General features: G+C 34.2%; 22 protein-coding genes. 4 read left to right on the forward strand and 18 right to left on the reverse strand.

Annotated features, from left to right (window positions below; all coding sequences use genetic code 11):
• Nucleotides 1–39: 39 nt before the first annotated feature.
• Nucleotides 40–1944, reverse strand: a complete 1905-nt coding sequence (gene yidC / locus KCG49_RS01925) for a membrane protein insertase YidC (RefSeq protein ID WP_218544481.1) — start codon at nucleotides 1942–1944, stop codon at nucleotides 40–42.
• Between the two features lie 160 nt (nucleotides 1945–2104).
• Nucleotides 2105–3721: a CTP synthase gene (gene pyrG, locus KCG49_RS01930; RefSeq protein ID WP_218544482.1), complete on the reverse strand. Its 1617-nt coding sequence runs from the start codon at nucleotides 3719–3721 to the stop codon at nucleotides 2105–2107.
• Between the two features lie 384 nt (nucleotides 3722–4105).
• Here pyrG and KCG49_RS01935 point away from each other — a divergent pair, with 384 nt between their 5' ends.
• Nucleotides 4106–4540 carry a MarR family winged helix-turn-helix transcriptional regulator gene (locus KCG49_RS01935; protein WP_218544483.1) on the forward strand — a complete coding sequence of 145 codons (435 nt, stop codon included), beginning with the start codon at nucleotides 4106–4108 and terminating at the stop codon, nucleotides 4538–4540.
• Nucleotides 4537–5922 carry a serine hydrolase domain-containing protein gene (locus KCG49_RS01940; protein WP_218544484.1) on the forward strand — a complete coding sequence of 462 codons (1386 nt, stop codon included), beginning with the start codon at nucleotides 4537–4539 and terminating at the stop codon, nucleotides 5920–5922. Before KCG49_RS01935 ends, KCG49_RS01940 begins: the two co-directional genes overlap by 4 nt.
• 37 nt (nucleotides 5923–5959) lie before the next feature.
• On the opposite strand, the gene KCG49_RS01945 is transcribed toward KCG49_RS01940, so the two are convergent.
• From KCG49_RS01945 to bshC, 6 genes are all read right to left on the reverse strand, one after another.
• Entirely contained in the window at nucleotides 5960–6190 is a 231-nt protein-coding gene (locus KCG49_RS01945) for a DUF3820 family protein (protein WP_218544485.1), read from the reverse strand.
• A gap of 92 nt (nucleotides 6191–6282) precedes the next feature.
• Nucleotides 6283–6828, reverse strand: a complete 546-nt coding sequence (locus tag KCG49_RS01950) for a DUF922 domain-containing protein (RefSeq protein WP_218544486.1) — start codon at nucleotides 6826–6828, stop codon at nucleotides 6283–6285.
• Nucleotides 6829–7230 (reverse strand): OsmC family protein, encoded by a 402-nt coding sequence (locus KCG49_RS01955; protein ID WP_218544487.1) that lies wholly within the window; start codon nucleotides 7228–7230, stop codon nucleotides 6829–6831. It lies immediately after the preceding gene.
• 1 nt (nucleotide 7231) lies between these two features.
• The gene (locus KCG49_RS01960) at nucleotides 7232–9136 is read right to left on the reverse strand and encodes a LysM peptidoglycan-binding domain-containing protein (protein ID WP_218544488.1); all 1905 of its coding nucleotides are present in this window, start codon (nucleotides 9134–9136) and stop codon (nucleotides 7232–7234) included.
• A gap of 53 nt (nucleotides 9137–9189) precedes the next feature.
• Nucleotides 9190–10725, reverse strand: a complete 1536-nt coding sequence (gene guaA, locus KCG49_RS01965; protein ID WP_218544489.1) for a glutamine-hydrolyzing GMP synthase — start codon at nucleotides 10723–10725, stop codon at nucleotides 9190–9192.
• 85 nt (nucleotides 10726–10810) lie between these two features.
• On the reverse strand, nucleotides 10811–12412 hold the full coding sequence (gene bshC / locus KCG49_RS01970) for a bacillithiol biosynthesis cysteine-adding enzyme BshC (RefSeq protein ID WP_218544490.1): 1602 nt from the start codon (nucleotides 12410–12412) through the stop codon (nucleotides 10811–10813).
• Between the two features lie 140 nt (nucleotides 12413–12552).
• On the opposite strand from bshC, the gene KCG49_RS01975 reads away from it, so the two are divergent.
• Nucleotides 12553–15024, forward strand: coding sequence for a M14 family metallopeptidase (locus tag KCG49_RS01975; RefSeq protein WP_218544491.1), 2472 nt, complete (start codon nucleotides 12553–12555; stop codon nucleotides 15022–15024).
• A 55-nt stretch (nucleotides 15025–15079) separates the two neighbouring features.
• Here KCG49_RS01975 and KCG49_RS01980 read toward each other — a convergent pair whose 3' ends face one another.
• The 10 genes from KCG49_RS01980 to KCG49_RS02025 all read right to left on the reverse strand — a co-directional run bounded on the left by KCG49_RS01980 (nucleotide 15080) and on the right by KCG49_RS02025 (nucleotide 23325).
• Nucleotides 15080–16159: a T9SS type A sorting domain-containing protein gene (locus tag KCG49_RS01980; RefSeq protein ID WP_218544492.1), complete on the reverse strand. Its 1080-nt coding sequence runs from the start codon at nucleotides 16157–16159 to the stop codon at nucleotides 15080–15082.
• Nucleotides 16160–16924: 765 nt separating this feature from the next.
• Entirely contained in the window at nucleotides 16925–18229 is a 1305-nt protein-coding gene (rimO, locus tag KCG49_RS01985) for a 30S ribosomal protein S12 methylthiotransferase RimO (protein WP_218544493.1), read from the reverse strand.
• 234 nt (nucleotides 18230–18463) lie between these two features.
• Nucleotides 18464–19438 carry a signal recognition particle-docking protein FtsY gene (gene ftsY, locus KCG49_RS01990; RefSeq protein ID WP_218544494.1) on the reverse strand — a complete coding sequence of 325 codons (975 nt, stop codon included), beginning with the start codon at nucleotides 19436–19438 and terminating at the stop codon, nucleotides 18464–18466.
• A 184-nt stretch (nucleotides 19439–19622) separates the two neighbouring features.
• Nucleotides 19623–19775 (reverse strand): DUF4295 domain-containing protein, encoded by a 153-nt coding sequence (locus tag KCG49_RS01995; RefSeq protein WP_008271041.1) that lies wholly within the window; start codon nucleotides 19773–19775, stop codon nucleotides 19623–19625.
• A 6-nt stretch (nucleotides 19776–19781) separates the two neighbouring features.
• Nucleotides 19782–19964 carry a 50S ribosomal protein L33 gene (rpmG, locus tag KCG49_RS02000; RefSeq protein ID WP_076616981.1) on the reverse strand — a complete coding sequence of 61 codons (183 nt, stop codon included), beginning with the start codon at nucleotides 19962–19964 and terminating at the stop codon, nucleotides 19782–19784.
• Between the two features lie 25 nt (nucleotides 19965–19989).
• Entirely contained in the window at nucleotides 19990–20226 is a 237-nt protein-coding gene (gene rpmB / locus KCG49_RS02005; protein ID WP_008271039.1) for a 50S ribosomal protein L28, read from the reverse strand.
• Between the two features lie 80 nt (nucleotides 20227–20306).
• Nucleotides 20307–21554, reverse strand: a complete 1248-nt coding sequence (locus tag KCG49_RS02010) for a competence/damage-inducible protein A (protein WP_218544495.1) — start codon at nucleotides 21552–21554, stop codon at nucleotides 20307–20309.
• Complete coding sequence (locus KCG49_RS02015; protein ID WP_218544496.1) at nucleotides 21555–21896, reverse strand: Hpt domain-containing protein; 342 nt, start codon at nucleotides 21894–21896, stop codon at nucleotides 21555–21557.
• On the reverse strand, nucleotides 21897–22508 hold the full coding sequence (locus KCG49_RS02020) for a fumarylacetoacetate hydrolase family protein (RefSeq protein WP_218544497.1): 612 nt from the start codon (nucleotides 22506–22508) through the stop codon (nucleotides 21897–21899).
• Nucleotides 22509–22548: 40 nt separating this feature from the next.
• Nucleotides 22549–23325 (reverse strand): 3'-5' exonuclease, encoded by a 777-nt coding sequence (locus tag KCG49_RS02025; RefSeq protein WP_218544498.1) that lies wholly within the window; start codon nucleotides 23323–23325, stop codon nucleotides 22549–22551.
• A 198-nt stretch (nucleotides 23326–23523) separates the two neighbouring features.
• On the opposite strand from KCG49_RS02025, the gene KCG49_RS02030 reads away from it, so the two are divergent.
• Nucleotides 23524–24066: an RNA polymerase sigma factor gene (locus KCG49_RS02030; RefSeq protein WP_218544499.1), complete on the forward strand. Its 543-nt coding sequence runs from the start codon at nucleotides 23524–23526 to the stop codon at nucleotides 24064–24066.
• The last annotated feature ends 1 nt before the right edge of the window (nucleotide 24067 follow it).

Below are 24067 nucleotides of genomic sequence, written 5' to 3' on the forward strand. Positions count from 1 at the left end.
ACATTAATTTACTAAAAAGGTTTAGTTTACAACTAAATATTACTTCTTACGTCTTTGCTGTGCTTGCTTTTGCTGTTCAGCTTGCTCCATCATCTCAGCCATTTTTCTCTGGAACTTATTCTGTTTTTTAGGCTTACTCTTACTCACTTCTATCTTAGCCAGTACTTTTTCTTCATCAATGATATAATTCTTTATCACTAACATAATACCTATACTAATAAGGTTAGATATGAAGTAATACAAACTTAATCCAGATGCATAGTTATTAAAGAAGATTAACATTAAAAGCGGTGAAAAATAAATCATATATTTCATCATCTTGCCCATATCTGGCATCCCTTCTTGCGGTGGGCCTTGCATTGCGGTTTGCTGCCCAGTGGTCATTTTCATATAAAAGAAAATGGCAATGGCAGCTAAGATTGGAAATAGCGCTACATGGTCACCATAAAACGGGATATTGAATGGTAAATCAGCGATAGAATCGTAAGAACTCAAATCGTCTACCCATAGGAAGCTTTTTTGTCTTAAATCAAAAGCTGTAGGGAAAAACATAAACAGTGCGTAGAATACAGGAATCTGCATTAAACCAGGCAAACAACCACTCAATGGACTTGCACCAGCCTTACTCTGTAATGCCATAGTTTCTTGTTGAGCCTTCATTTTATTGTTCTTATGCTTTTCTCTAATGGCATCTAACTCTGGCTTTAAAATTTTCATCTTGGCCTGAGATAAAAATTGTTTATACTGTACAAAAGACAGCATGATTTTTACCAATATGGTCATTACAATAATAGCGATACCATAAGGCAAGAAACCACTTAAAAACCCGAATAACGGAATGAATAACGCTTTATTGATCCAGCCAAAAATTCCCCAACCAAAGGGAATACTTTCTTCTAAACTTTTGTCGTAAGCCTTAAGCGTCTTTGCATCTGTTGGGCCATAATACAAACCTAAATCCTTATTGATTTCCCCTCCACTATAAGCTAAAGGCATCTTGGAAGTGTACATTTTTGTATATAAGGTATCAACTTCTTCATCTTCGACTAAATTCTTAGAAGTCATTTCTACCTTTTTAAACGGACTATCATTAGCTACTAAGATAGAACTAAAGAAATGCTGTCTGTAGGACAACCACTTCACATCTTCGACGATTTCATCATCATCACCCATCTGAGATAATTTGTCTACACGATTCTCATCGTGCATATACGTTAACCTTGTATAACGGTTCTCGTAACTTATACTCTTAGCATGGCGCATCCCTTTTTGTTTCCAATCTAAAGTAATGGGTTGGGATGTATTAAATATTCCACTTAAGCCTTGTGACTTGATTGAAAAATCAATCATATAATCATTTGGCTTTAACTCGTATCTGTATTCTAAGAAAGCGGTTTCTGAAATTTTAAGCTTCATGGATACTACTGTATTTTCACCACTCTTAGTAACACTAGGTTGAAAAGGAAAATCTTGAGTGTTTAAAGTTCTGTTATCAGAAGTACCGAATGTAATGTTAAAAGCACTATTTTGATCCTTTACCAAATAAATTGGCACTGAGTCATAATCTACAAAGTTACGTAGTTTAACTTCTGCTAAATGACCACCCATTCTGCTAAACTTAAGCTCAAAAACATCCGTTTGTACAGTGGTAATGTCTTTACCAGGCAGCGTTAATGCATAAGAAAGCGCTCCTACTTTATTTTTAAGCACTACTTGCTGCGTAGAATCCAAAACTTGCTCAGTACTATAATCTTGAGCCTTAGTAACTACAGCTTCATTTTGCTTGCTTTCCTTTTTCTCAGCTTCTACTTGCTCTTGCTCCGCTTGTTTCTGCGCCTCAACTTCTTCTGGTGTTGGGCTATTTTGGTACATCATATATACTAGGATTCCGAAAATGAGGATGAATCCTATGATTGAGTTGATGTCTAATTTCTTTTCTTCCATGCTGTTTGCCGCAAAAGCGGTAATCTGGTTAATTTAGTTTAATCTCTTATCTTATGTTTTAAAACACTTCGACTGCGCTCAGTGTGACATTCAAGATAATATTTATGATTTACTTGTCCCAAAAAGCTATCCAAAATTCATTTTGCGCCAAAGTGGCACGTTATTTCTTCTTCTTATACTTTAATGCTGCTGCAACAAACGCCACAAAAAGCGGATGTGGATTAGCCACTGTACTTTTATATTCTGGATGATATTGTACACCAACAAACCAATTATGATTTGGTATTTCAATGATTTCCACAAGTCCCGTTTCTGGGTTTAGACCTGTTGTCTTCATACCAGCAGTTTCAATCTGCGCCTTGTAATTGTCATTAAATTCAAAACGATGTCTGTGGCGCTCCTTTATGTTTGCTTTGCCATAAACTTTATAAGCAATACTATCTTCAGTAATGTCACAATCCCAAGCTCCCAAACGCATCGTTCCACCTTTATTCACTATATTTTTTTGTGACTCCATTAAATTGATGACAGGATTTTGTGTCTTCTCATCCATTTCAATAGAATTTGCATCACTAAGGTTCAGTACATTTCTGGCATATTCTATCACTGCCATTTGCATACCTAAACAAATCCCCAAAAAAGGAATATTATTTTCCCTAACGTATTTTACAGCATCAATTTTCCCTTCTATTCCACGCTCACCAAAACCAGGTGCTACCAAAATACCATCTAAATGCCTTAACTTAAAATCTATATTGTCCTCATTTAAGTACTCAGAATGAATGGGCTCTACTTTAACCTTTACTTCATTTTCTGCTCCAGCGTGAATAAAGGCTTCTAAAATAGACTTATAAGAATCTTGAAGCTCTACATATTTTCCTATTAAACCAATTGTGACTTCACTTTTTGGGTTTTTGTGACGCTTTAAAAATTCATTCCATTGGTCTAGATCTGGTACATCACTTTTGAGGTTCAATTTTTCGAGCACTACTTTATCTAAACCTTCTTCTAGCATTAAATTTGGCACGTCGTAAATTGTAGATGCATCTATAGATTGAATAACAGCTTCTTGCTTTACGTTACAGAAACGCGCCAATTTAGCTTTTAATCCATCACTTAATTCATGCTCTGTTCTACAGACTAAAATATCAGCATGTACTCCACTCTCCATTAAAGTCTTTACACTATGCTGTGTTGGTTTGGTTTTTAATTCTCCAGCAGCAGATAAGAAAGGAATAAGCGTTAAGTGAATAACCAAAGCATTATGTTCTCCCAAATCCCACTGCAACTGACGTACAGCCTCTATATATGGCAAAGATTCGATATCACCTACAGTTCCGCCAATTTCTGTAATAACAATATCATAATCTCCTGAATTACCAAGGATTTGAATTCTATGCTTTATCTCGTCTGTAATATGGGGAATCACCTGAACGGTCTTTCCCAAGAATTCACCTCGTCGTTCTTTATCAATAACACTTTGGTAAATTCTACCAGTGGTTACATTATTAGCTTGAGAAGTTGGTACGTTTAAAAAACGTTCGTAATGCCCCAAATCTAAATCGGTTTCTGCACCATCATCCGTAACATAGCATTCACCATGCTCATAAGGATTTAAGGTTCCAGGATCTATATTGATGTAGGGATCTAATTTTTGAATGGTAGTTCTATAACCTTGAGCTTGTAAAAGTTTAGCCAAAGATGCAGCTATAATGCCTTTTCCGAGTGAGGAAGACACACCGCCAGTTACAAAGATATACTTAGGATTTGTGGTCATGTTGCGCTGTTAAACGCAGGCAAATTTACAATAAAAAATGGCTTCAACAATCTTTACACCATTCAAAATTGATTTAGTTATAACTAATATTGAAACAAGAAAATAAAAATTATTTTCTATTTAGGTTCCGAAATACTGAAACAAGTTCATACAGGCAAGTTCGGAATGACAATTAAATAGGTTACAATATCAAAATACATTGAAAGGTTATTTTGAACGCAATGACTTCTCGCTTTTGTTTATACTTTGTTAATACGTTATTTTCAAGAAATGAGCCCTAACCCCTATTTTAGAATCTACGATAATAGGACTTTATATAATAAATTAGGATTATTAAAAAGAAAATTATATTTTTGTTGATATATCAATATTATATATATCAATATGTTTAAATTACCTAATGAAGTAATATTCTACACCATTGAAAGATCTATCAAAGAGTATAGGCACTTTGCTCAAAAACAACTTTGGAAAGCATTTCCTGACATTACAGTAGATCAAGCACTGATTTTCACTTTAATCTCCAGCAATCCCGAAATGACTCAAGAAGAGCTAAGCGATGTGCTGTTTAAAGAAAAGGCTTCGGTTACTCGAATGATTGAGCTGTTGAGAAAAAATGGTTATTTAAATCGTGAAATTCATGAAACTGATAGAAGAAGATTTAAACTAACCCCAAGTAAAAAAGGTAAAGCTGCCTTAGATAAAATAATAGAAATCATAAAGCAAAATAGAACGATTGCCCTTGAAGGCATCAATCAATATGACCAAACCCATTTAAATGAGACCCTAAATAAACTTATTAAAAATTGTACAAAATGAAAAACATACTATTAATAATACTTGCAACTACACTTCATTTATTGAGCTGTACAACACATGAAGAAAAAGTAAAAAAGATAGACGAATTAATACAAGCCAATGTAAAAAGTTTAAAACCATTTAGTGGTTCTGTTCTTGTAGCTCAAGACGGAGAAATTGTATACAAAGGAGCATTTGGATATTCGGACATAAAAAAAAGAACAAAAAACAAAATTGATTCAAAATATTTTATAGGTTCGATTACAAAGCAATTTACAACAGTAGCTATTTTGCAGTTAGTTGAAAAAGGAAGAATAGACTTAAGCGACAAACTAGAAAAGTGGATTCCAGAGGTAAACGGTTCCGATAAAATTACGATTCATCATCTCCTCTCTCATCAATCTGGACTAAAAAGGGACTCTTATCAAGATTATAATGAAAACGTAAGTCATTTAGAACGTGTTCTTTCGGTTAAAAATGACACTTTACGCTTTCATCCTGGAACAAAAAGTGAGTATTCGAGTGTGGGGTTTTATGCTCTGACCTATATCATAGAACAAGTAAGCGAGATGAAATATGAAGAATACTTAAATACATTTATCTTTAAACCAGCAAAGCTTAAAAACACTGGTTTAAGACAAAAAAAGGGACAAAAAATACCAGGTCTATCTATTGGTATTAATAGAGCCCCTGATGAATATGGAGTAGACAATTTTGCATTTGCTAGATATTTTGACAGTTATTCTTTAGGCGGAGGAGGCTCACTTTATTCTACTGTTGATGACTTATATAAGTTTCATGTTGCTGTTGAAGACGGAACGCTCCTATCCAAAAAGAATGTCGATCTAATGAAAAAAAGGTGGCCTTTACAAAAAGAACCAAGACCGTTTAACACCTATGGTTGGGAAGTATGGGATTACTTAAAATCTAAAAATGACCCAATTTTAGTATATGGCTTTTCAGGAAGAATTTATGGTTATAAATCAATGCACAGATATTACAAAAAGGATAATATTGTTGTTATCGTTTTAACCAATAGTGAATTTAGCGAAAGAAGCCTTTTAGGCTATGCGATAAGAGATATTTTATTGGATCGTAAATATAGTATTCCAAAATCCGCACCAAAAAAAATACCGTTAACCCAATCAATGAAAAAGCACATTGGAGTTTACGATTTCCCTTCAGAAAAAACCACAGTTGAAATAAAGATCATAAATGGAAAAATGACACTTTCCTCACATGGAGACAACCCTATGTATATCTATCCAGCAGATGAAAATACTTTTTATTCAAACCTCATCCCGCTTAAAATTAAATTTTATCCCACTACAGATAAGTTAACCCAAAAACTAGAATTCAACCATAATAATGAATTTATAAAAACCATAGAAAGAATAGAATAAACTTTAATTGTATAAGAAAGTGTAACTAAAACTTTAATTATGTTTTCTTAAAATCCCGTTTAATCCTATATATCAACTCTTCCAGTCCGTTGATTTTTATATCGTGCATTTGTAGCATCATTCTGCCCAGTTTTCCCTCTGGAAAGCCTTTTTGCTTAAACCACGTGTAATAGTATTCTGGGATGTCAATGAGGTATTCTCCTTTGTATTTTCCAAAAGGCATTTTGTAGTGAGCCAATTCAATTAGAGCATTTTTGTCTGGTTCCATTAATACAATTTTATTATTTATCTAAATAGATTACTGCCTCACTTCGACTACGCTCGGTGACCATTACAGGAGTGACAAAAATTCCCTTTTATTTATTGCGACTTATATTTATCCAACTTCACTAGTTCTTCCTCTATGAAGTTCTGCCAATACTTTTGGGCTTCAACATTTATAGAGTGTTTGGTCTGGGCATCGTAGCTTTTCTGCATCTTTTCTAAAGCCTCATTAATAGCCACATGGATTTGGCTCATCTGTTTCTTAATGTTTTGATTAGCTACCAAACGTTCTAACTGTTGTTTAAACTTACGTACGTAGAGTTCTGTTATATCAAAATGCAACTGCTCGTGTGCTAATATATAATCGTCGGCTCTATCGTTTAAATACCAAGATTTATTAGGGTAAAAATGTGCCTCTACCGTAGTGGTGAAGTCTATAATTCTGCGACCAGATGTTTTTACAGAATATCCAAAGGTAATACCAGAAGCCGTTAAAGCTACAGCATCTGAATTTGGATTTGGACTTGCTTTAAAATCTTCCCAAGTTAATTTCCGCGATTCACTCCATGTCATACTTTCTTCATTGGAAGTTGATCCAACAAAAAGAAACAACAGTGAGATTATAACATGTTTTATTTGCATCTATTGCCAGTTAAACGTGATACTCTTCTGAATATCTGGATGTAAACTGTAATGTACAGGACAAGTATTTGCGGTATGCTCTAAAATCTTTCGGGTTTTATTATCAGTTTCAAACGGAAAATTAAGAAAAACTTCTATTTTAGAGATACGCCTTGGGTTACTTGCCATGGTTTTTGTAACCTCGGCTGTAGTACCAGACATATCAATATCCATGTCTTGTGCCTTAATTCCCATAACCGTTAGCATACAACTTGCCAATCCTGTAGCAACAGTATCTGTTGGAGAAAACGCTTCACCTTTCCCATTATTGTCTGTTGGTGCATCCGTAATAAAAGAATTATTGGATTTTGCGTGAACATTTTCTGTTCTAAGATTGCCCAAATATGTGACTTTAGAGGTCATATTAATTAGCTTCTACAATTCTTAAATTATCGAACTTAACAATATAGACAGCTTCGTTGGTATAACCACCGAATAACGATTTGTTGTATCTAAATTTGTTTTCGATGTATTCTGTCTCAATACTATCATTTGACGCTTCATATAGATTATCCTCAGTTGCCAAACGCAATAGAATATCTAGGGTGAGATCAAAGCCACGAGCTACATACTTACTTGGTGAAACACCAAACTCTTTTCTATAGGCCTTCACGAAGCCATTGGATTTCTCTTCATCAAAATCTTTATTTACGGATGGATAATGAAACTTAAGGTTAGATAAATTATTATTATCAACATCCTTGCCTTCAAATGCCTCGTTTATTTTTAGAGTTACCAAAACAATCTCTTTTCTATCTACAACCAAACCATTAAGCATACTAATTACACTAGATGCCATAGGCATACTATTGGTTTCTAAAAACACATAAGTTTTACCTTTCGGGAACATATTTTCTAATCGTACAGGGTAGACAAAATATTCGTCCTTGCCAGTTTTCTTGTCTTTCTCCGAATATATCTGTGCAGCATTTGGAAACTCTTTTTTCAACATGTTGCTTACCTCACGATGTGCTTGGTCAGCAATTATCACAACTTTAGTTTTTAAGCTATCTGCTTTTACAAAATCAATCATTGCTTTTTGCAACAATTTATTTTCAGGAATAGTTTGAAACACATTACCATAAACCTCTTTAGGCTTATTTAAAGCTGCAATTACGGGGACCCTATCTCGTTTTAAAGCATTTGCGACTCTATCAAAGCTTTTTTCTTCCATAGGACCGATAACGGCATCATAATCGGAAAAATCATTCTCATTTAAGAGCTCACTGGTTCTTGAAGCCTGATAGTGAGTATCAAAAACTTTTAAATCTGTTGAAATACCTAATTGTTTAGCAGAATCTAAAGCCATTCTAACTCCTATATGAAAATCTAAGACAATAGACAATAACTTATCTTTTTTTATCATAGCCTTGGCTTCGGCAACAGAATCTGTATCAATTCTATTGAGGCGATATGGCATCATTAAAGCGATCTTCTTAGTCTCAAAGTTTTTTAAGCTAGTTTCTAATTTTGTAGTTTCTACATTAGACATATTTTCAGACGTATCAACTGAGGCAGGGATTTTTAAAACCATACCTACTTTTAATCCACCATCTTTCAATTCTGGGTTTAAGTCTTCGAGTTCCTCTTGAGTTAAACCGGTTTTTATTTTAAGCCTATAAAAACCTTCTTTTGGCAATACTTCATAGTAGTTGTACTCAGCTTCTATTGCCTTTTCTTCTTTATCTTGAATGTTGGGAACATTAAGCTCATCTCCCGGCTGAAGAGTTGGTTTCATATTAGGGTTTAAATCTTCCAACTCCGCTACAGTAATTCCAAATTTATAGGCAACCCTCCATTTACCTTCTTTGGGTAAGACCGTATATTTTCTAACCGTATTTCTTAGGGTTTGCTTAGAGACGAAAGTCTTGTATTTGGGGATACGGATTTTATCTCCCTTTTTTAAATTCTCTGAGTATAGAAAACGATTTGCTTTTTTTATATCATCTTCAGAGACATTGTATTTTTTTGATAAGCCGTAAAGTGTTTCTCTACGCTTTACTTTATGCTTTTTGTAACCTATTAACTCACGTGATTCTTCCTCAATAGGTTCATTCTTAATCTTAGAGTTTGGAATGATTAAAATCGTATTGGGCTGAAATTTTGTTTTGGCATCTGGGTTTAATGCAAAAATATCGAAGGGAGTTACCAAATATTTTTTGGCAATACTCTCAATGGTTTCACCAGTTTTTACCTTATGCTCAATATAATTTTGAGCACTTAGACTTATCGTAAAAACAATTAATATAACGGTTACAAAATTCTTCATGTATTCTATTTTACCTGTTTTAAGAAACAAATTAGGTTGACAAGTCACAAAATCTATTCCCACTCAATCGTTGCTGGTGGTTTAGAGCTGATATCGTACACCACTCTGTTAACACCTTTTACTTTATTAATAATTTCATTCGAGGTTTTTTGTAAAAACTCATAAGGTAGATTTACCCAATCTGCTGTCATGCCATCTGTACTTTCCACCGCTCTAAGCGCTACACATTTTTCGTATGTACGCTCATCTCCCATTACGCCTACACTGTTTACAGGTAATAACATGGCACCAGCCTGCCAAACCTTATCGTATAAATTCCAAGAACGAAGGTTATTTATAAAAATAGCATCTACTTCTTGTAATATACGTACTTTCTCCCGAGTTAGATCTCCAAGTATTCTAATTGCCAAACCTGGTCCAGGAAATGGATGACGGCCTAAAAGCTGAGAATCCATATTCATAGAAGTACCAACACGTCTGACTTCATCTTTAAATAATGTTTTCAAGGGTTCAACAACTTTAAGTTTCATAAAGTCTGGCAACCCTCCTACATTATGGTGACTTTTTATCGTAGCACTTGGTCCGCCCGTGGCAGACACACTTTCTATAACGTCTGGATAAATAGTACCCTGTGCCAACCATTTTACATCTTTAATACGGTGTGCTTCATCATCAAAAACCTCAATGAACATACGACCTATCGTTTTTCTTTTATCCTCAGGGTCGCTCTTTCCTGCTAAGGCATCCAAAAAACGTGCCGAAGCGTCTACACCTTTAACGTTTAATCCCATGCCTTCGTATTGATGTAGTACATCTTCGAACTCATTTTTTCGCAATAAGCCATTATTTACAAAGATACAATAGAGGTTTTTCCCTATTGCTTTATGCAATAGCATCGCTGCTACAGAAGAATCTACACCGCCCGATAATCCTAGAACCACCTTATCATCCCCAAGCTTACTTTTTAATTCTTCAACCGTTTCATCAACAAAAGCATTTGGTGTCCAATCTTGTTCTACTTTTGCGATTTTTACTAGAAAGTTTTGAAGCAATTGGTGCCCATCAGTTGTATGATAAACTTCTGGATGAAATTGAATAGAGTATGTATCTTCGCCTTCAATTTTATAAGCTGCATTTTCAACATCTTCTGTACTGGCCAATAAAACTCCACCATTTGGTAATTTTTTAATTGTATCACTATGGCTCATCCATACCTGACTGCCTTCATGGATATTCTCAAAGAAATCCTCATCAGCTTTAATAAAATCTAAGTTGGCTCTGCCATACTCACGGGTATTAGATTCAGCCACTTCTCCTCCAGAAAAATGCGCTAAATATTGGGCACCATAACAAACTGCCAATAGAGGTTTTTCACCTCGAATTCCTGAAAGATCTGGATGAAGTACATCTTCTCCCCTTACGGAATTTGGGCTACCAGATAAGATTACCGCTTTAAAACTATCTGAATCTGTTGGGATTTTATTGAAAGGATGGATTTCGCAATAAATATTTAATTCTCTTACACGTCTTGCTATAAGCTGTGTGTATTGCGATCCGAAATCTAAAATTAGGACTTTATTGTGTTGCATGTGCAAAAATACTAATTGATTTCAGATTTTAGATTGACGACTTTAGATTTTTTGAATAATTTTTAACAGTCTTTAAAATTAAAATCTAAAACGTAATTATGGAAAATTCTCCCTTTAAAGGTTCAAGAGATTTTATTAATTCTGGTATTAAACTGTTTCCATGCTCCAAATACAATTCTGAAAAATTAATATTTCTTTCCTGTAGACTTTGGTTGGGAAACAACTGTTCTTGCAGCTCAGTACAGCGTTCTATCTGATCTTTCAGTTTACGTTTTTGTGCTTTAAGCAATCGCATTTCAAGATGTTTTAAGCCCTTTATCTGTTTAACCTCTTGGGCTCTTACGGCTCCAATAAATGATTTATCCGTTTGTTCAGCTAGTTGATGCAGATTTTTGAACTGTTGCTCTAAGTGTTGGATTTGCTCTGAAAAATCAATATCTATATTTGATATTTTTCGAACCTTTTTATTTATGAATGAATTTCTATCCAAGAATAAATCTTGATCGGAAATATTTAATTTCTCCAACTTTTCTGACTGCTTTTTTGTTTTTACCAACGCCGAGTTTCGCAACAATAGCATTGGGAATGTTACTCCTTGTGCTTCAAAATTAGATTTTAACTGTAGCCAATAAATCATTTCCCCTCCACCACCAATGTAACAGAGATTTGGCAAAATAACTTCTTGATAAAGCGGTCTCATGATCACATTTGGTGAAAAGCGTTCAGGAAACTCATTGAGATGCTTTAATAATTCGTCTTTGCCCCAACTAATATCAGTTCCTAAAACAGAATAGACCCCATCAATTTCAACGATACGTTCGCGCAAATCATCTTTTATATAAAATAGATTGATTTCTCTTGGATTAACTTGAATCTTAAGTCCTAAGTCCTCAAGTATTTTATTAGTTTCAGAGACGTGTTTAAAAGCAGTTTTTTCGAGCAACTCACGTTTTATCTGTGGAACAAATAAACGCTTTAAGTCAGTGTCATCTGCATCTAAAACTACTAGGCCATGTTCACCAAATAATGCATTGGCCAAATGGCGTGTAGCATCAGCCAGATTATCAGTATTCAAATATGCGCTCTTAAACCAGTCTTTTAATTGTTCCGCATGCTTACTTACTCCAAATTCGGCTGAAATCACTTCAAAAACCTTATCCAACCCATCGGTATCAAAACGTCCTACAGCACCCGTCTGATTAGAATTCCATCGGATTTTCTTTCCCTTAAAATTAAAATAATTGATTTCTTCAAAATCGTGATCTTCTGAAGCCATCCAATACACAGGTACAAAATTGTAATCCGGATATATTTCCTTTAATTGCCTCGTTAAATTTATCGTCGATATAATCTTGTATAGAAAATATAATGGCCCGGTAAATAAATTGAGCTGATGACCCGTTGTAATTGTAAATGTGTTTTTTAAAGCTAGACTTTCAATATGTTTTTGAGTCAATTCCGAAGTTTCCAAATTAGAATGCTGTTCTTTTAACACCTCTACTAAAACTTTTTTACGGGATTCTGAAACAAGTTTAGAATGGAGCTTCTCGTCTATCTGAGCTTTAAAGTTTTCGAGAGTTGGAAACCGATTATAAAGTTGTTGTAATTCTGATTTCTCATCGAGATAATCACATATGAAATCAGAAAAGTAGTTGGTATCTCTAAAGGAAAGACAGTCGGTTGGCATAAAAAAATATTATAAAGGTATAAATATACGGCAAGTGTTAAATTCTAATTGCTAATTTTTAGTTAATTCAAATAACAAGCATCATATTCTCAATATCCCTAACTATATTTACTAGCTTTGAAACAAAACCAACATAACACATGCGCAATTTTTTCCTTATTCTTTTTATTGCTACATCGGTCATTTCTGCACAAAATATTCAATCTCCAAGTGAGTTTTTAGGCTATGATATTGGCACACAATTTAGTCGCCACCATCAGGTAGTAGATTATTTTAAAGCTGTTGCTGCTGCCGCTCCAAATCAAGTAAAGCTAGAGCAATATGGCTCAAGTTATGAAAGACGGCCTTTGTATTTGACCTACGTTTCTAGCAAAGCAAATATAAAAAACCTAGAGACCATTAGAGAAAATAACCTAAAGAACACAGGACTACTCAGCGGTATTCCGAGTGCCACAAATGTTGCTATTGTTTGGTTGAGCTACAATGTGCATGGTAACGAGGCATCTAGTACAGAAGCTGCAATGCTAACACTCTATAAACTTTTAACTGAGCGCAAAGATTTATTAGAGAACACGGTTGTTATCATTGATCCATGTCTTAATCCTGATGGAAGGGATCGCTATGTGAATTGGTACAACGAGACGGCCAGCCAACCTTACGACATTGACAAACAAGCTAGTGAACATAATGAGCCTTGGCCTAGTGGACGACCTAATCATTACCTCTTTGATTTAAATAGGGATTGGGCTTGGGCAACGCAAATAGAAAGTGAATTGAGATTGTATGCTTATAACAAATGGATGCCACATATTCATGTAGATTTTCATGAACAAGGTCCCAATGAACCTTATTATTTTGCACCAGCCGCAGAACCATTCCATGAAATTATAAGTGATTGGCAGCGCAATTTTCAGATACAAATCGGTAAAAATCATGCAAAATATTTTGATGCTGAAGGTTGGTTGTTCTTTACCAGAGAGCGTTTCGATTTATTCTACCCAAGTTATGGAGATACCTATCCAACTTATATGGGAGCTATTGGTATGACCTACGAACAAGGAGGTCACGGCATGGCAGGACTTGGTATTTTAAATGATGAAGGACATGTTTTAACCTTAGTGGAACGACTGACGCATCATACAACCACAGGGCTATCCACTGTTGAAATTGCTTCTAAAAATGCAAAACAATTGAATACCGAATTTGCAAAATTCTTTGACAATTCAAACTTAAAATATAAGAGCTATGTTCTAAAAGGTAATACGGACAAGTTAAATAGTTTAAAAAAATTACTCAACAAACACGAAATTACTTTTGAAAATGCAAATGGCTCAAAAGTAACGGGTTATAATTATGCCACAGGTCAGCAAGGCAGTATGACTATTGATGCAAATGCTATAGTGGTACACACCAATCAGCCAAAAGGTAAGATGGTAAAAGTTCTGTTTGAACCCAATGCCAAACTATCCGATTCACTAACTTACGATATTACAGCTTGGTCAGCACCTTATGCTTATGGCTTAGATGCTATTGCAAGTACAACCAAAGTGAGCAGTAGCAAATTGGCAGAACGAAATGCATTACAAATTTTAAAAGATGCTTATGGCTACGTTAGCAAATGGAATTCTATGGATAATGCCCAGTTTTTGGCAGATTTGTTGAAAAACAATTTCAAAGTTAGATTTACTGAAAAACCATTTAGTTCTAACAATTCAAGTTTTGAACGTGGCTCATTAATTATTACAAAAGGAGATAATAAGCATATTAAAAACTTTATAGACGTTTTGAATAAAATTGCGCAAGAGCATGAACAAACTTTAACGCAAATCAATTCTGGTTTTTCTCAAACTACTCCAGACATAGGTTCACCTGACATAAAACTTATTAATAACCAAAAAGTTGCTGTGCTTTCTGGTAAAGGCACTTCATCGTTGAGTTACGGTGCTATTTGGCACTTTTTTGAGCAACAATTACACTATCCTTTAACTTCGATAAACACAGATAATTTTGGTCGAACCAACCTAAGTAAGTATAACGTATTGATTATGCCCAGTGGTTATTATGACAATGTCTTAGATGATACTAATATGAAAAAATTGAAAGATTGGGTACTTTCTGGCGGAAAAGTTATTGCCATAGACGGTGCGCTTAGAAGCTTTGCTGGTAAGGATGGTTTTAGTTTAAACTATAAAGAATCAGATAATGATGAAGGTGATGACAATTTAACTCCTTATGCAGATCGCGAACGTGAGTACACCAACAAACTTATCACCGGTGCTATTTTTAAAACCAATGTAGATCGTACACACCCTATGGGTTTTGGTTATGGCGACAACTACTTTTCTTTAAAACTGGGAAGCTCTGCCTATAATCTTTTAGATGAAGGTTACAATATCGCTTACTTAAACGATGCAAAAGTTTATTCAGGTTTTGCCGGTAAAGATGCACTAAAGAATTTAGACAAAACCTTGGTATTTGGTGAAGAACGCATGGGCAGCGGAAGCTATATATACATGGCAGATAATCCACTTTTTAGGAGCTTTTGGGAAAACGGAAAACTATTCATGGTTAACTCTATTTTCTTTGTAAACAATAATGCTTATGAGTTGTAATTATAATCCATTATTTACAGACAACTTATCATTTTGTCTAGTTGAATTAGAACTACTATTTCTTTACAAACTTTTTTACCACACTTCTATTTTCATTTTGAACCGATAGCATATACACACCAGCTTTTAGATTAGAAATGTCAATTCGTTCAGTTTTAGAATCGGTATTTAGCTCAAAAACATTTTGACCTAAAAGATTTGATATTCTAATATTCGTAAAATTAATGTTTGCCGTAAGGTTTAAATCATCTGTTGCAGGATTAGGATGTATGCTAAAACTTAAAAGTGTGTCCTCCTCTACACTTAAAGGTGTTAAATTAACTCTACTTAGATATTGAGAACTTTCTGTGTTAAAATTTGTAAATGCATTAGTTGTGGTATTTACAGTGTAAAGACCAGAACCACCTGATGCTAATAAGTTACCATTATCTAATTCTATAATTCCTCTTAGGCTAACGCCTATATCTAAATAGTAGTCTTGATTACCAGAGGGTATATTAAATTCATAGACACCTCGTGGTGCACTAAAAGCAGCGACATAAATTGAAACATCGGTTTCATTGTATTGAATTTGTTGTGGAAAATCGACTGTAGTTGTAATAACACTTAAACTATTACCACTATAATCAAACCGCTCTATTGAATCGGTATTGATAAAGCCTATAATAGCTTCGGTACCCGTATCAACAACATCAAAAGGACTATTAGTTGTAGAAAAATTACCTAATAGATTTCCTGCAGTATCAAACCGGATAATTGCATTACCAGGTGCACCATTATTTGTACCTGCATTACAAACCCAAACTTCACCATTGACTGAGGCTAATCCTCTAACATTATCAAGACCTACCGAACTATCGATTGTACTTATATAACTTCCTGTTAAGTCAAATCTATCTATTCTATCTTCAATTTGATCTGTTATCCAAAGCTCATTACTAACCTGTAAAATATCCTTTGGTGTACCTGCACCAAAAGCTGTTAAATCTATAAAGTCATTATCAATTAACGAACCATCATTAGGGTCTAAAAGTATAACCACATCTCTACTACTTTGCGCTACAGCTATACGTTCTTGTGAGAATGAAAAAGTAAAGTATAATAAGAAAACGCTTAACGTGTAAAATTTTGTCATATTAATTATATTTAAAGATGGTTAACTTCTTAAAGCTATTAAATCTAAGCAAATAAATGTCTTCCACAAAAATAAAATCTAGCTAAAACATTTTTTATATTTTACTATCTTAAGAACACGCAAATTTATAGTACTATGAAACTAGGAGTATTCTCAGTAAGCTTAGTAGTAAAAGACATGAAAGCTTAAAAGGTGTTTTTATGAAAATTTAGCCCTTTCCTTTTTTGCTTGTGATTTAAAACATAATTACCTCATCATGAAAAATGAAAGATTACGTTTTAGTTGCCGAATCACTTTGGAAGAACAAAAAATTAATGGCCAGCTATTTTGGGAAAAGCTTCACTTACGTTAATGCAATGACACCAAAATAGCTTTGGAATTGTAGTTTAAAAAACAAAAATCCAAATCATCGCAGATATGAATATATAGAGTGATAATAATGCTATTTGTAGTCTATTATGCTTTATTGGATTTCTCATAGATGGAATTGGGTTTAATTATAAGACACAGATTTGTGGGAATAGTCACATAAAATATTTATTATGGAAAAAGCATTATATATCATGATTAACAATATGCCTGAAAAAAACCGGTAAGTCACTAGAAGAATAAAAGAAAATATTAAAATCGAAAGCTTTTGCCAAACACTCAGAGCATGTTAACTTTTTAAAGAAAGAATATAGTAATAGAGATTTTGAGATTGAAGATATTGATGGCTATATCTTATGTTTTGGACACCCAATAGATTAAAGGTTAAGCAAATGATTAATTCACAACCTCTCCATAAAGATCAAAGTCCTCAGCCTCAACAACTTTCACTGTAGCAAATTCACCTGTTTTCAAATAGGTTTTTGTGGCATCAATTAAAACTTCGTTATCTACATCTGGCGAATCAAACTCAGTACGACCAATAAAATAATTGCCTTCTTTACGATCGATAACCACTTTAAACTCTTGCCCTATCTTAGCTTGGTTAAGTTCCCAGGAAATCTGAGATTGTATTTCCATAATTTCGTTAGCTCTGTTAAGCTTTATATCTTCAGGAACGTCATCTTCAAGATTATAGGCGTGTGTATTTTCTTCATGTGAATAGGTAAAACATCCTAAACGTTCAAAACGCATGTCTTTCACCCATTGTTTCAATATTTGAAAATCCTCTTCAGTCTCACCAGGATAACCAACTATTAATGTAGTTCTTATGGTCATTTCCGGAACTTTTGCTCTAAAATCCTGAAGTAGTTTTGTAGTTTTCTCCTTTGTAGTTCCACGACGCATACTCTTTAAAATTGCGTCTGAAATATGTTGCAAAGGGATATCTAAATAGTTACAAATCTTTGGCTCACGTTTCATAATATCCAAAACGTCCATAGGAAAACCTGTTGGGAATGCGTAATGTAAACGTATCCACTCTATGCCATCAACTTTAACTAGGTTTTCTAACAACTCAGCAAGGTTTCTTCTCTTGTATAGATCTAATCCATAATAGGTTAAATCTTGCGCAATGAGAATGAGTTCCTTAACACCATTGGCCGCAAGTTTCTCTGCTTCTGTAACCAAATCTTCAATAGGTGTACTCTTATGCTTACCTCGCATTAGAGGAATAGCACAAAAACTGCAGGGTCTATCGCAACCTTCGGCAATTTTTAAATAAGCATAATTCTTTGGTGTTGTTGTTAAACGCTCACCTATTAATTCATGTTTGTAATCGGCGCCAAGTGCTTTTAACAATCCTGGTAGCTCAGTAGTTCCGAAGTACTGGTCAACATTAGGAATTTCTTTCTGCAAATCTGGTTTATACCGCTCACTTAAACAACCTGTTACAAAGACTTTATCGACTTCACCTTCTTCCTTTTTTTGCATATAGTGCAAAATGGTATTTACACTTTCTTCCTTTGCATTATTAATAAAACCGCAAGTATTAATCACTACGACATTACCTTCTTGCTCATGTACTACATCTTTTCCACTCGCTTTTAGTTGTCCCATTAAGACTTCACTGTCGTAAACATTTTTACTACAGCCAAGGGTAACGACATTGATTCTATTTTTCTTTAAAGTTTTAGTACGCATGGTTTTGCAAATCAGTTGGCAAAGATACGCAATGATTTATGATTTACGATTGTTGAATTACGATTATAACAGACTTAGATTTTAAACCATTAGTATAAGAATTGAACTTAATTTAAATTGCACCAAATACAATGTATTGTGAATTGGCAAAAAACAATCGAAAATTTATGTTGTTCTAAGTGAAGGTTTTGTAATCGTTAGAATAGAAGATGCTACTGATAGAGAAACTTCGCTTTATTTAAAAAAAGAATCCACAAATTCATATTTATTAAACACTTGTAAATCTTCAATGCCTTCACCTACTCCGATATATTTAACAGGAATTTGAAATTGATCACTAATACCAATCACTACTCCACCTTTGGCTGTACCATCTAATTTGGTCACGGCCAAAGACGTTACTTCGGTTGCAGCTGTAAACTGCTTGGCTTGCTCAAAAGCATTTTGCCCAGTAGAACCATCTAAGACTAAAAGTACATCATGTGGTGCATCTCCAACCACTTTTTGCATCACGCGCTTTACTTTAGATAGCTCATTCATTAAGTTAACTTTATTGTGCAATCTACCAGCAGTATCTATAATAATCACATCAGCATCTTGATTAACACCAGATTGTAATGCATCGAATGCTACAGAAGCAGGATCAGAACCCATCTCTTGCTTTATCATTGGTACATCTACACGATCTGCCCAAACTTGTAATTGATCTATTGCTGCTGCTCTAAAGGTATCTGCAGCACCAAGCACCACTTTTAAGCCTTTATTTTTAAACTGGTAAGCCAACTTACCAATTGTAGTTGTTTTACCAACTCCGTTAACACCAACAACCATAAGGACATATGGTGTTTTTTTTCCATGCTCTTGAGCTGGCAATTCCGGGATGGTATAGTCGGTATCCTCACCCGAATTGGTTTCGGATAATAAACCTGCGATTTCTTCTCTAAGGATTATATTCAATTCTGAAGTCCCAAGGTATTTGTCCTTTGCAACACGTTCTTCAATACGTTCGATAACTTTTAATGTTGTATTTACACCAACATCACTTGTTACCAAAACTTCTTCAAGATTATCCAGTACGTCATCATCAACTTTAGACTTACCAGCAACAGCTTTATTTAATTTATTGAAAAAAGAAGATTTAGACTTCTCCAGACCTTTATCTAAAGTTTCCTTCTTTTCAGAAGAAAATATTTTTTTAAAAAAACTCATTTTATCGTTTAGTCGGTTTTTGTATAGTTGTTTGATCTATCTTTAAAAAGTAAATCTATAAAGCTTAAAGCAATAACCTTGCCTATAATAATTTACTGCTATGTTGTCAGATTCACTCAAATATAGCCATAAAAAAACTGCTTTCAAATGAAAGCAGTTTTATAAATCTACATCTAAATGTAGCTTATTTTTTGTTTAAAAAGTCATTGACAAATTCTGGTGCCATTACTGATTCTACAAACATGTAAGCTCCAGTTTTTGGTGATTTCACCATTTTAATAGCTTTTGTCAAACGCTTTGATCCTGTCTGTAAAGACGCTACTGATTTCTTTGCCATGATTTATTATTTTATCTCCTTATGAACTGTCATACGCTTAAGAATAGGATTAAACTTTTTAATCTCCATACGGTCTGGCGTATTCTTCTTATTTTTCGTTGTAATATATCTTGAAGTTCCTGGCATACCAGAAGCTTTGTGCTCTGTGCACTCTAAGATAACTTGTATTCTATTTCCTTTCTTTGCCATTGTAAATTGACTTTAGCGTATGCTATTATTTGTAAAATCCTTTTGCTCTAGCTTCTTTTAACATTGCGCTAATACCAATTTTATTGATAGTCTTTAACGCAGATGTAGAAACTTTTAATGTTACCCACTTATCTTCTTCAGGAATGAAAAAACGCTTTTTAACCAAGTTGGCGTTAAACTTGCGTTTTGTTTTATTCATGGCGTGAGAAACGTTGTTTCCAACCATTGCTTTTTTCCCAGTAAGTTCACAAACTCTTGACATTGTATTCTTTCTTTAAGGTATGTTATTTTAAAACAGGGTGCAAATTTAAGAAAACTTTACGTTTCAACAAACATAAAGTCCTACTTTTTGAAAATTTCTTTTTGAAGCATTTCAAAAGCCTTATTCGTAGCTTTCATAATCACTTTATCGCGATGGTTGCCAAAATTAAAAACCTGAGAATAGACTTCATTTTTTGTAGCTAATGCAATCCACACTGTGCCAATCTCAGCGTCTGAATCTCCTTTTAATGGACCAGCATTGCCAGTTGTGCTTATGGCGTAGTCTGTATTAAAAAGCTTTCGGACATTTATAGCCATAGCTTCAGCCACTTCTTTACTCACAACAGAATATGACTTTATGTCTAGTTTAGAAACCTCTAAAACATTAATCTTACTTTCTGTTGCATAACTCACAATACTTCCCTTAAAATATTTTGACACACCAGCATTGGCCGTTAATACTTGGGCTATTTTTCCTCCAGTGCAACTCTCAGCCAATGATAATGTCTTTCCTAATTTTGAGAGCTGGTTCCCTATTAGGGTCTCAATAGAGCCATTTTCTTCAAAGCCAATAAAAATATCTTCAATTTGAGGCAGAAGTAAATCTATCTGTTTTTCTATTTCGGTTTCGAGTAAATCCTTATCTCTTGATTTACCGGACAAACGTAGTCTTACCCTCCCTAAACTTGGCAAATAAGCTAGTTTTATATGGCTTGGCAAAGCCTCTTCCCAACCTTCAATTCTATTAGCTATTGCACTCTCACCCACACCGTAAGTCAATACGGTTTTATGCTTTATGTAAGGAAATTCGAATTTTAATCTTAAAGCGGGGATAACATCATTACTAATTAAAGCCTTCATCTCATATGGTACACCTGGAAGCGACACAAATACTTTTCCGTTTTTTTCTAACCACATACCGGGTGCTGTACCAAAGCGATTCATTAGCACCTTTGATTTAGAAGGCACTAGTGCTTGCTGACGATTTAAGTCTGAAATTGGTGTACTGATATATTTTGAAAATAAATGCTCAACATGAGCGAGCACAGCTTTATTTTCAACCAAAGTATCATTAAAATACTCACAAATAGTATGTTTGGTAATATCGTCCTTGGTAGGTCCTAATCCTCCTGTAATTATAATAATATCTGCATTATCTTCTGCCTCTTTTAAAGCCTTAAGAATATGTGTCCTATCATCTTGTATTGACGTGATTTGATAAATAGACACACCTATTTTATTGAATGCTTTCCCTAAAAATGCTGAATTTGTATCTACAATTTGGCCAATGAGTATCTCATCACCAATTGTTATTATTTCTGCTTGCATTTATAACCCGAAGTCTGCTTTAATCTGGTTAGTAGCGTTTTCTACCGCTTTGAGCACTTTTTGAAGTTGCTTATCTATATTTTTATCCTCTTCCTCAAATTTACCCCAGTTCTGCACTTCAATCAATTCGTCATAAACACCTAAGTCGAATAACTCGATAGTTGGTTTCATCTTGTGGGCGGCCTGATAGGTCTCGTGATAGTCTCTTGAAGGTACTGCCTTTTTTAGACGCTCCGCATCCTCCGGAACTTCTTCGATAAAAGCTGCTGCTAATGCCATAACGAAATCCTCGTCATTATCGGCCATGTCACGTACGCGATCTAGTTTATAATGTTCTGCCATTTATTTTATTTTAATTGAAAACATTTCTCGGTCTTCAATATATCCTTTTAATTGGTCATTCGCAACAACCTTGCCAACACCAGCTGGTGTGCCTGTAAAGATAATATCTCCGATTTTTAAAGTGAAATATTTTGAGACATATTCGATAAGTTCATCAATCTTCCATAACATCAATTTTGTATTGGCAGACTGTACTATCTCTTCATTTTTCTTTAAACTAAAACTAATAGTATCGATGTTTTTAAACTGGGTTTTAGGTAACCATTCACCTATTACAGCAGCACCGTCAAAAGCTTTGGCCTTTTCCCAAGGCAAACCTTTTGCTTTTAATTTTGCTTGCAAATCACGAGCTGTGAAATCTATTCCAAGTCCAACTTCATCATAATATTTATGTGCAAATTTCTTATCGATGTACTTACCTACTTTTTTGATTTTTACCAAAACTTCAACTTCATGGTGTACATCATCTGAAAAATCTGGAATAAAAAAAGGCTGTTTTTTTAATAAAATTGAAGTATCTGGTTTTAAAAACACTACAGGATCAGTAGGTTTTTGGTTTTCTAGTTCCTCAATATGGTCGGTGTAGTTGCGACCTATACAAATTAATTTCATCTTAGACTTGCTCGATTATTCGGGTTTTCAGATTGCTAGACTAGCCTAATTTATTGTTGAACTGTCTCAACTTAATAGCAGTTAACACTTTTTTAGTATACAAAGGAAAGTCAGCATTGAGCAACCAACCAAAATAACCTGGTTCTTGTTCCATAACATCAACAACACGTTTGCCTTTATGCTTACCAAAAGAAAAACATTCTTCCCCTTCTTTGTTAAAAATTAAAAAGCCTGCAAAATCAGCAAATTTCTTTCTAGAACTGAATTCTGCCAAGAATTTGGTATCGTTTTCTAAAGTTTCGTATGTATCTAATTGTGCTTTTAACACTTCGTAAGTTGCTTTAGTATCTGCTTCTGCGCTATGCGCATCATCCAAATTTTTATCACAATAAAATTTATAGGCTGCACTTAGGGTACGTTGTTCCATTTTATGAAAAATCGTCTGTACATCGACTGACTGTCTATTTTTCATATCAAAATCAATGTCTGCACGTAGCATTTCTTCTGCCAATAGCGGAATATCGAATCGGTTAGAATTAAAACCTCCTAAATCCGAGTCTTTTATAATGTTGTGTACCTCTTTTGCAATATCTTTATAAATTGGTGCATCAGCCACGTCAGCATCTGATATCCCATGTACCTTAGTTACCTCTGGTGGAATAGGAATCGTTGGATTAACACGCTTTGTGTAAGTTTCCTCTTTACCATTAGGATACACTTTTAAGATAGAAATTTCCACAATCCTGTCTTTAGAAATATTGATACCAGTAGTTTCTAAATCAAAAAAACAAATGGGTTTGTTAAGGTTGAGCTGCATTATTTTTATTTTGAATACCAAAGATAAATAGAATAAGTAGAATAGCCTTCACCGAATTAGAAAAGCTGGTTTGGGATTATTAATTAAAATCTCTGAAACAGAATAGAATGTGTTTCGTCATTAATTAATGACAAAAAAATGCAATAGATTAAAAAAGTTACGTCTTTATAACTGAGAGCTGTAAAAAAGCGCTTTTAAATGAACCAATCAGAAAATAGCAAAAAGCTAAATACGTTTTTTAACGAGGAGTATAATGCTCTTAAATCTTATGTAAGCTCAAATCTTAAATCGAGTATTAATAGAGATGCTGAAGATATTATACAAGATGTAGCTTTGAAACTATTTACTGGTGCTGACAGATATTCGCCGATTAATAATGTAGCAGGCTTTGTATATCGTGCGATTAAAAACAAGCTTATAGATATTATGCGAAGCTCAAAGACCAATAAAATTGATTATGAGTCTCAAAACGAAACAAAATTAATTGAGTTTGCCACTTTAATATATGAAACATCTTCAGATTTATATTCTAAGCAAATGAAACGAGAACTAAAAACAGCAATAATTAATCTTAAACCACACTATAGAGAGATTATTATCGCTATAGACTTTGAGGGCTACACTTATAAAGAGATTGAACAAGAAACAGGTATACCTATAGGCACGTTAATGTCTAGAAGGCATAGGGCTATTTCACTTTTATACAAAAACTTAAAACCTAAACAGAAAATAATTAGTTAAA

The organism is Winogradskyella luteola (assembly GCF_019203985.1).
GTDB lineage: Bacteria > Bacteroidota > Bacteroidia > Flavobacteriales > Flavobacteriaceae > Winogradskyella > Winogradskyella luteola.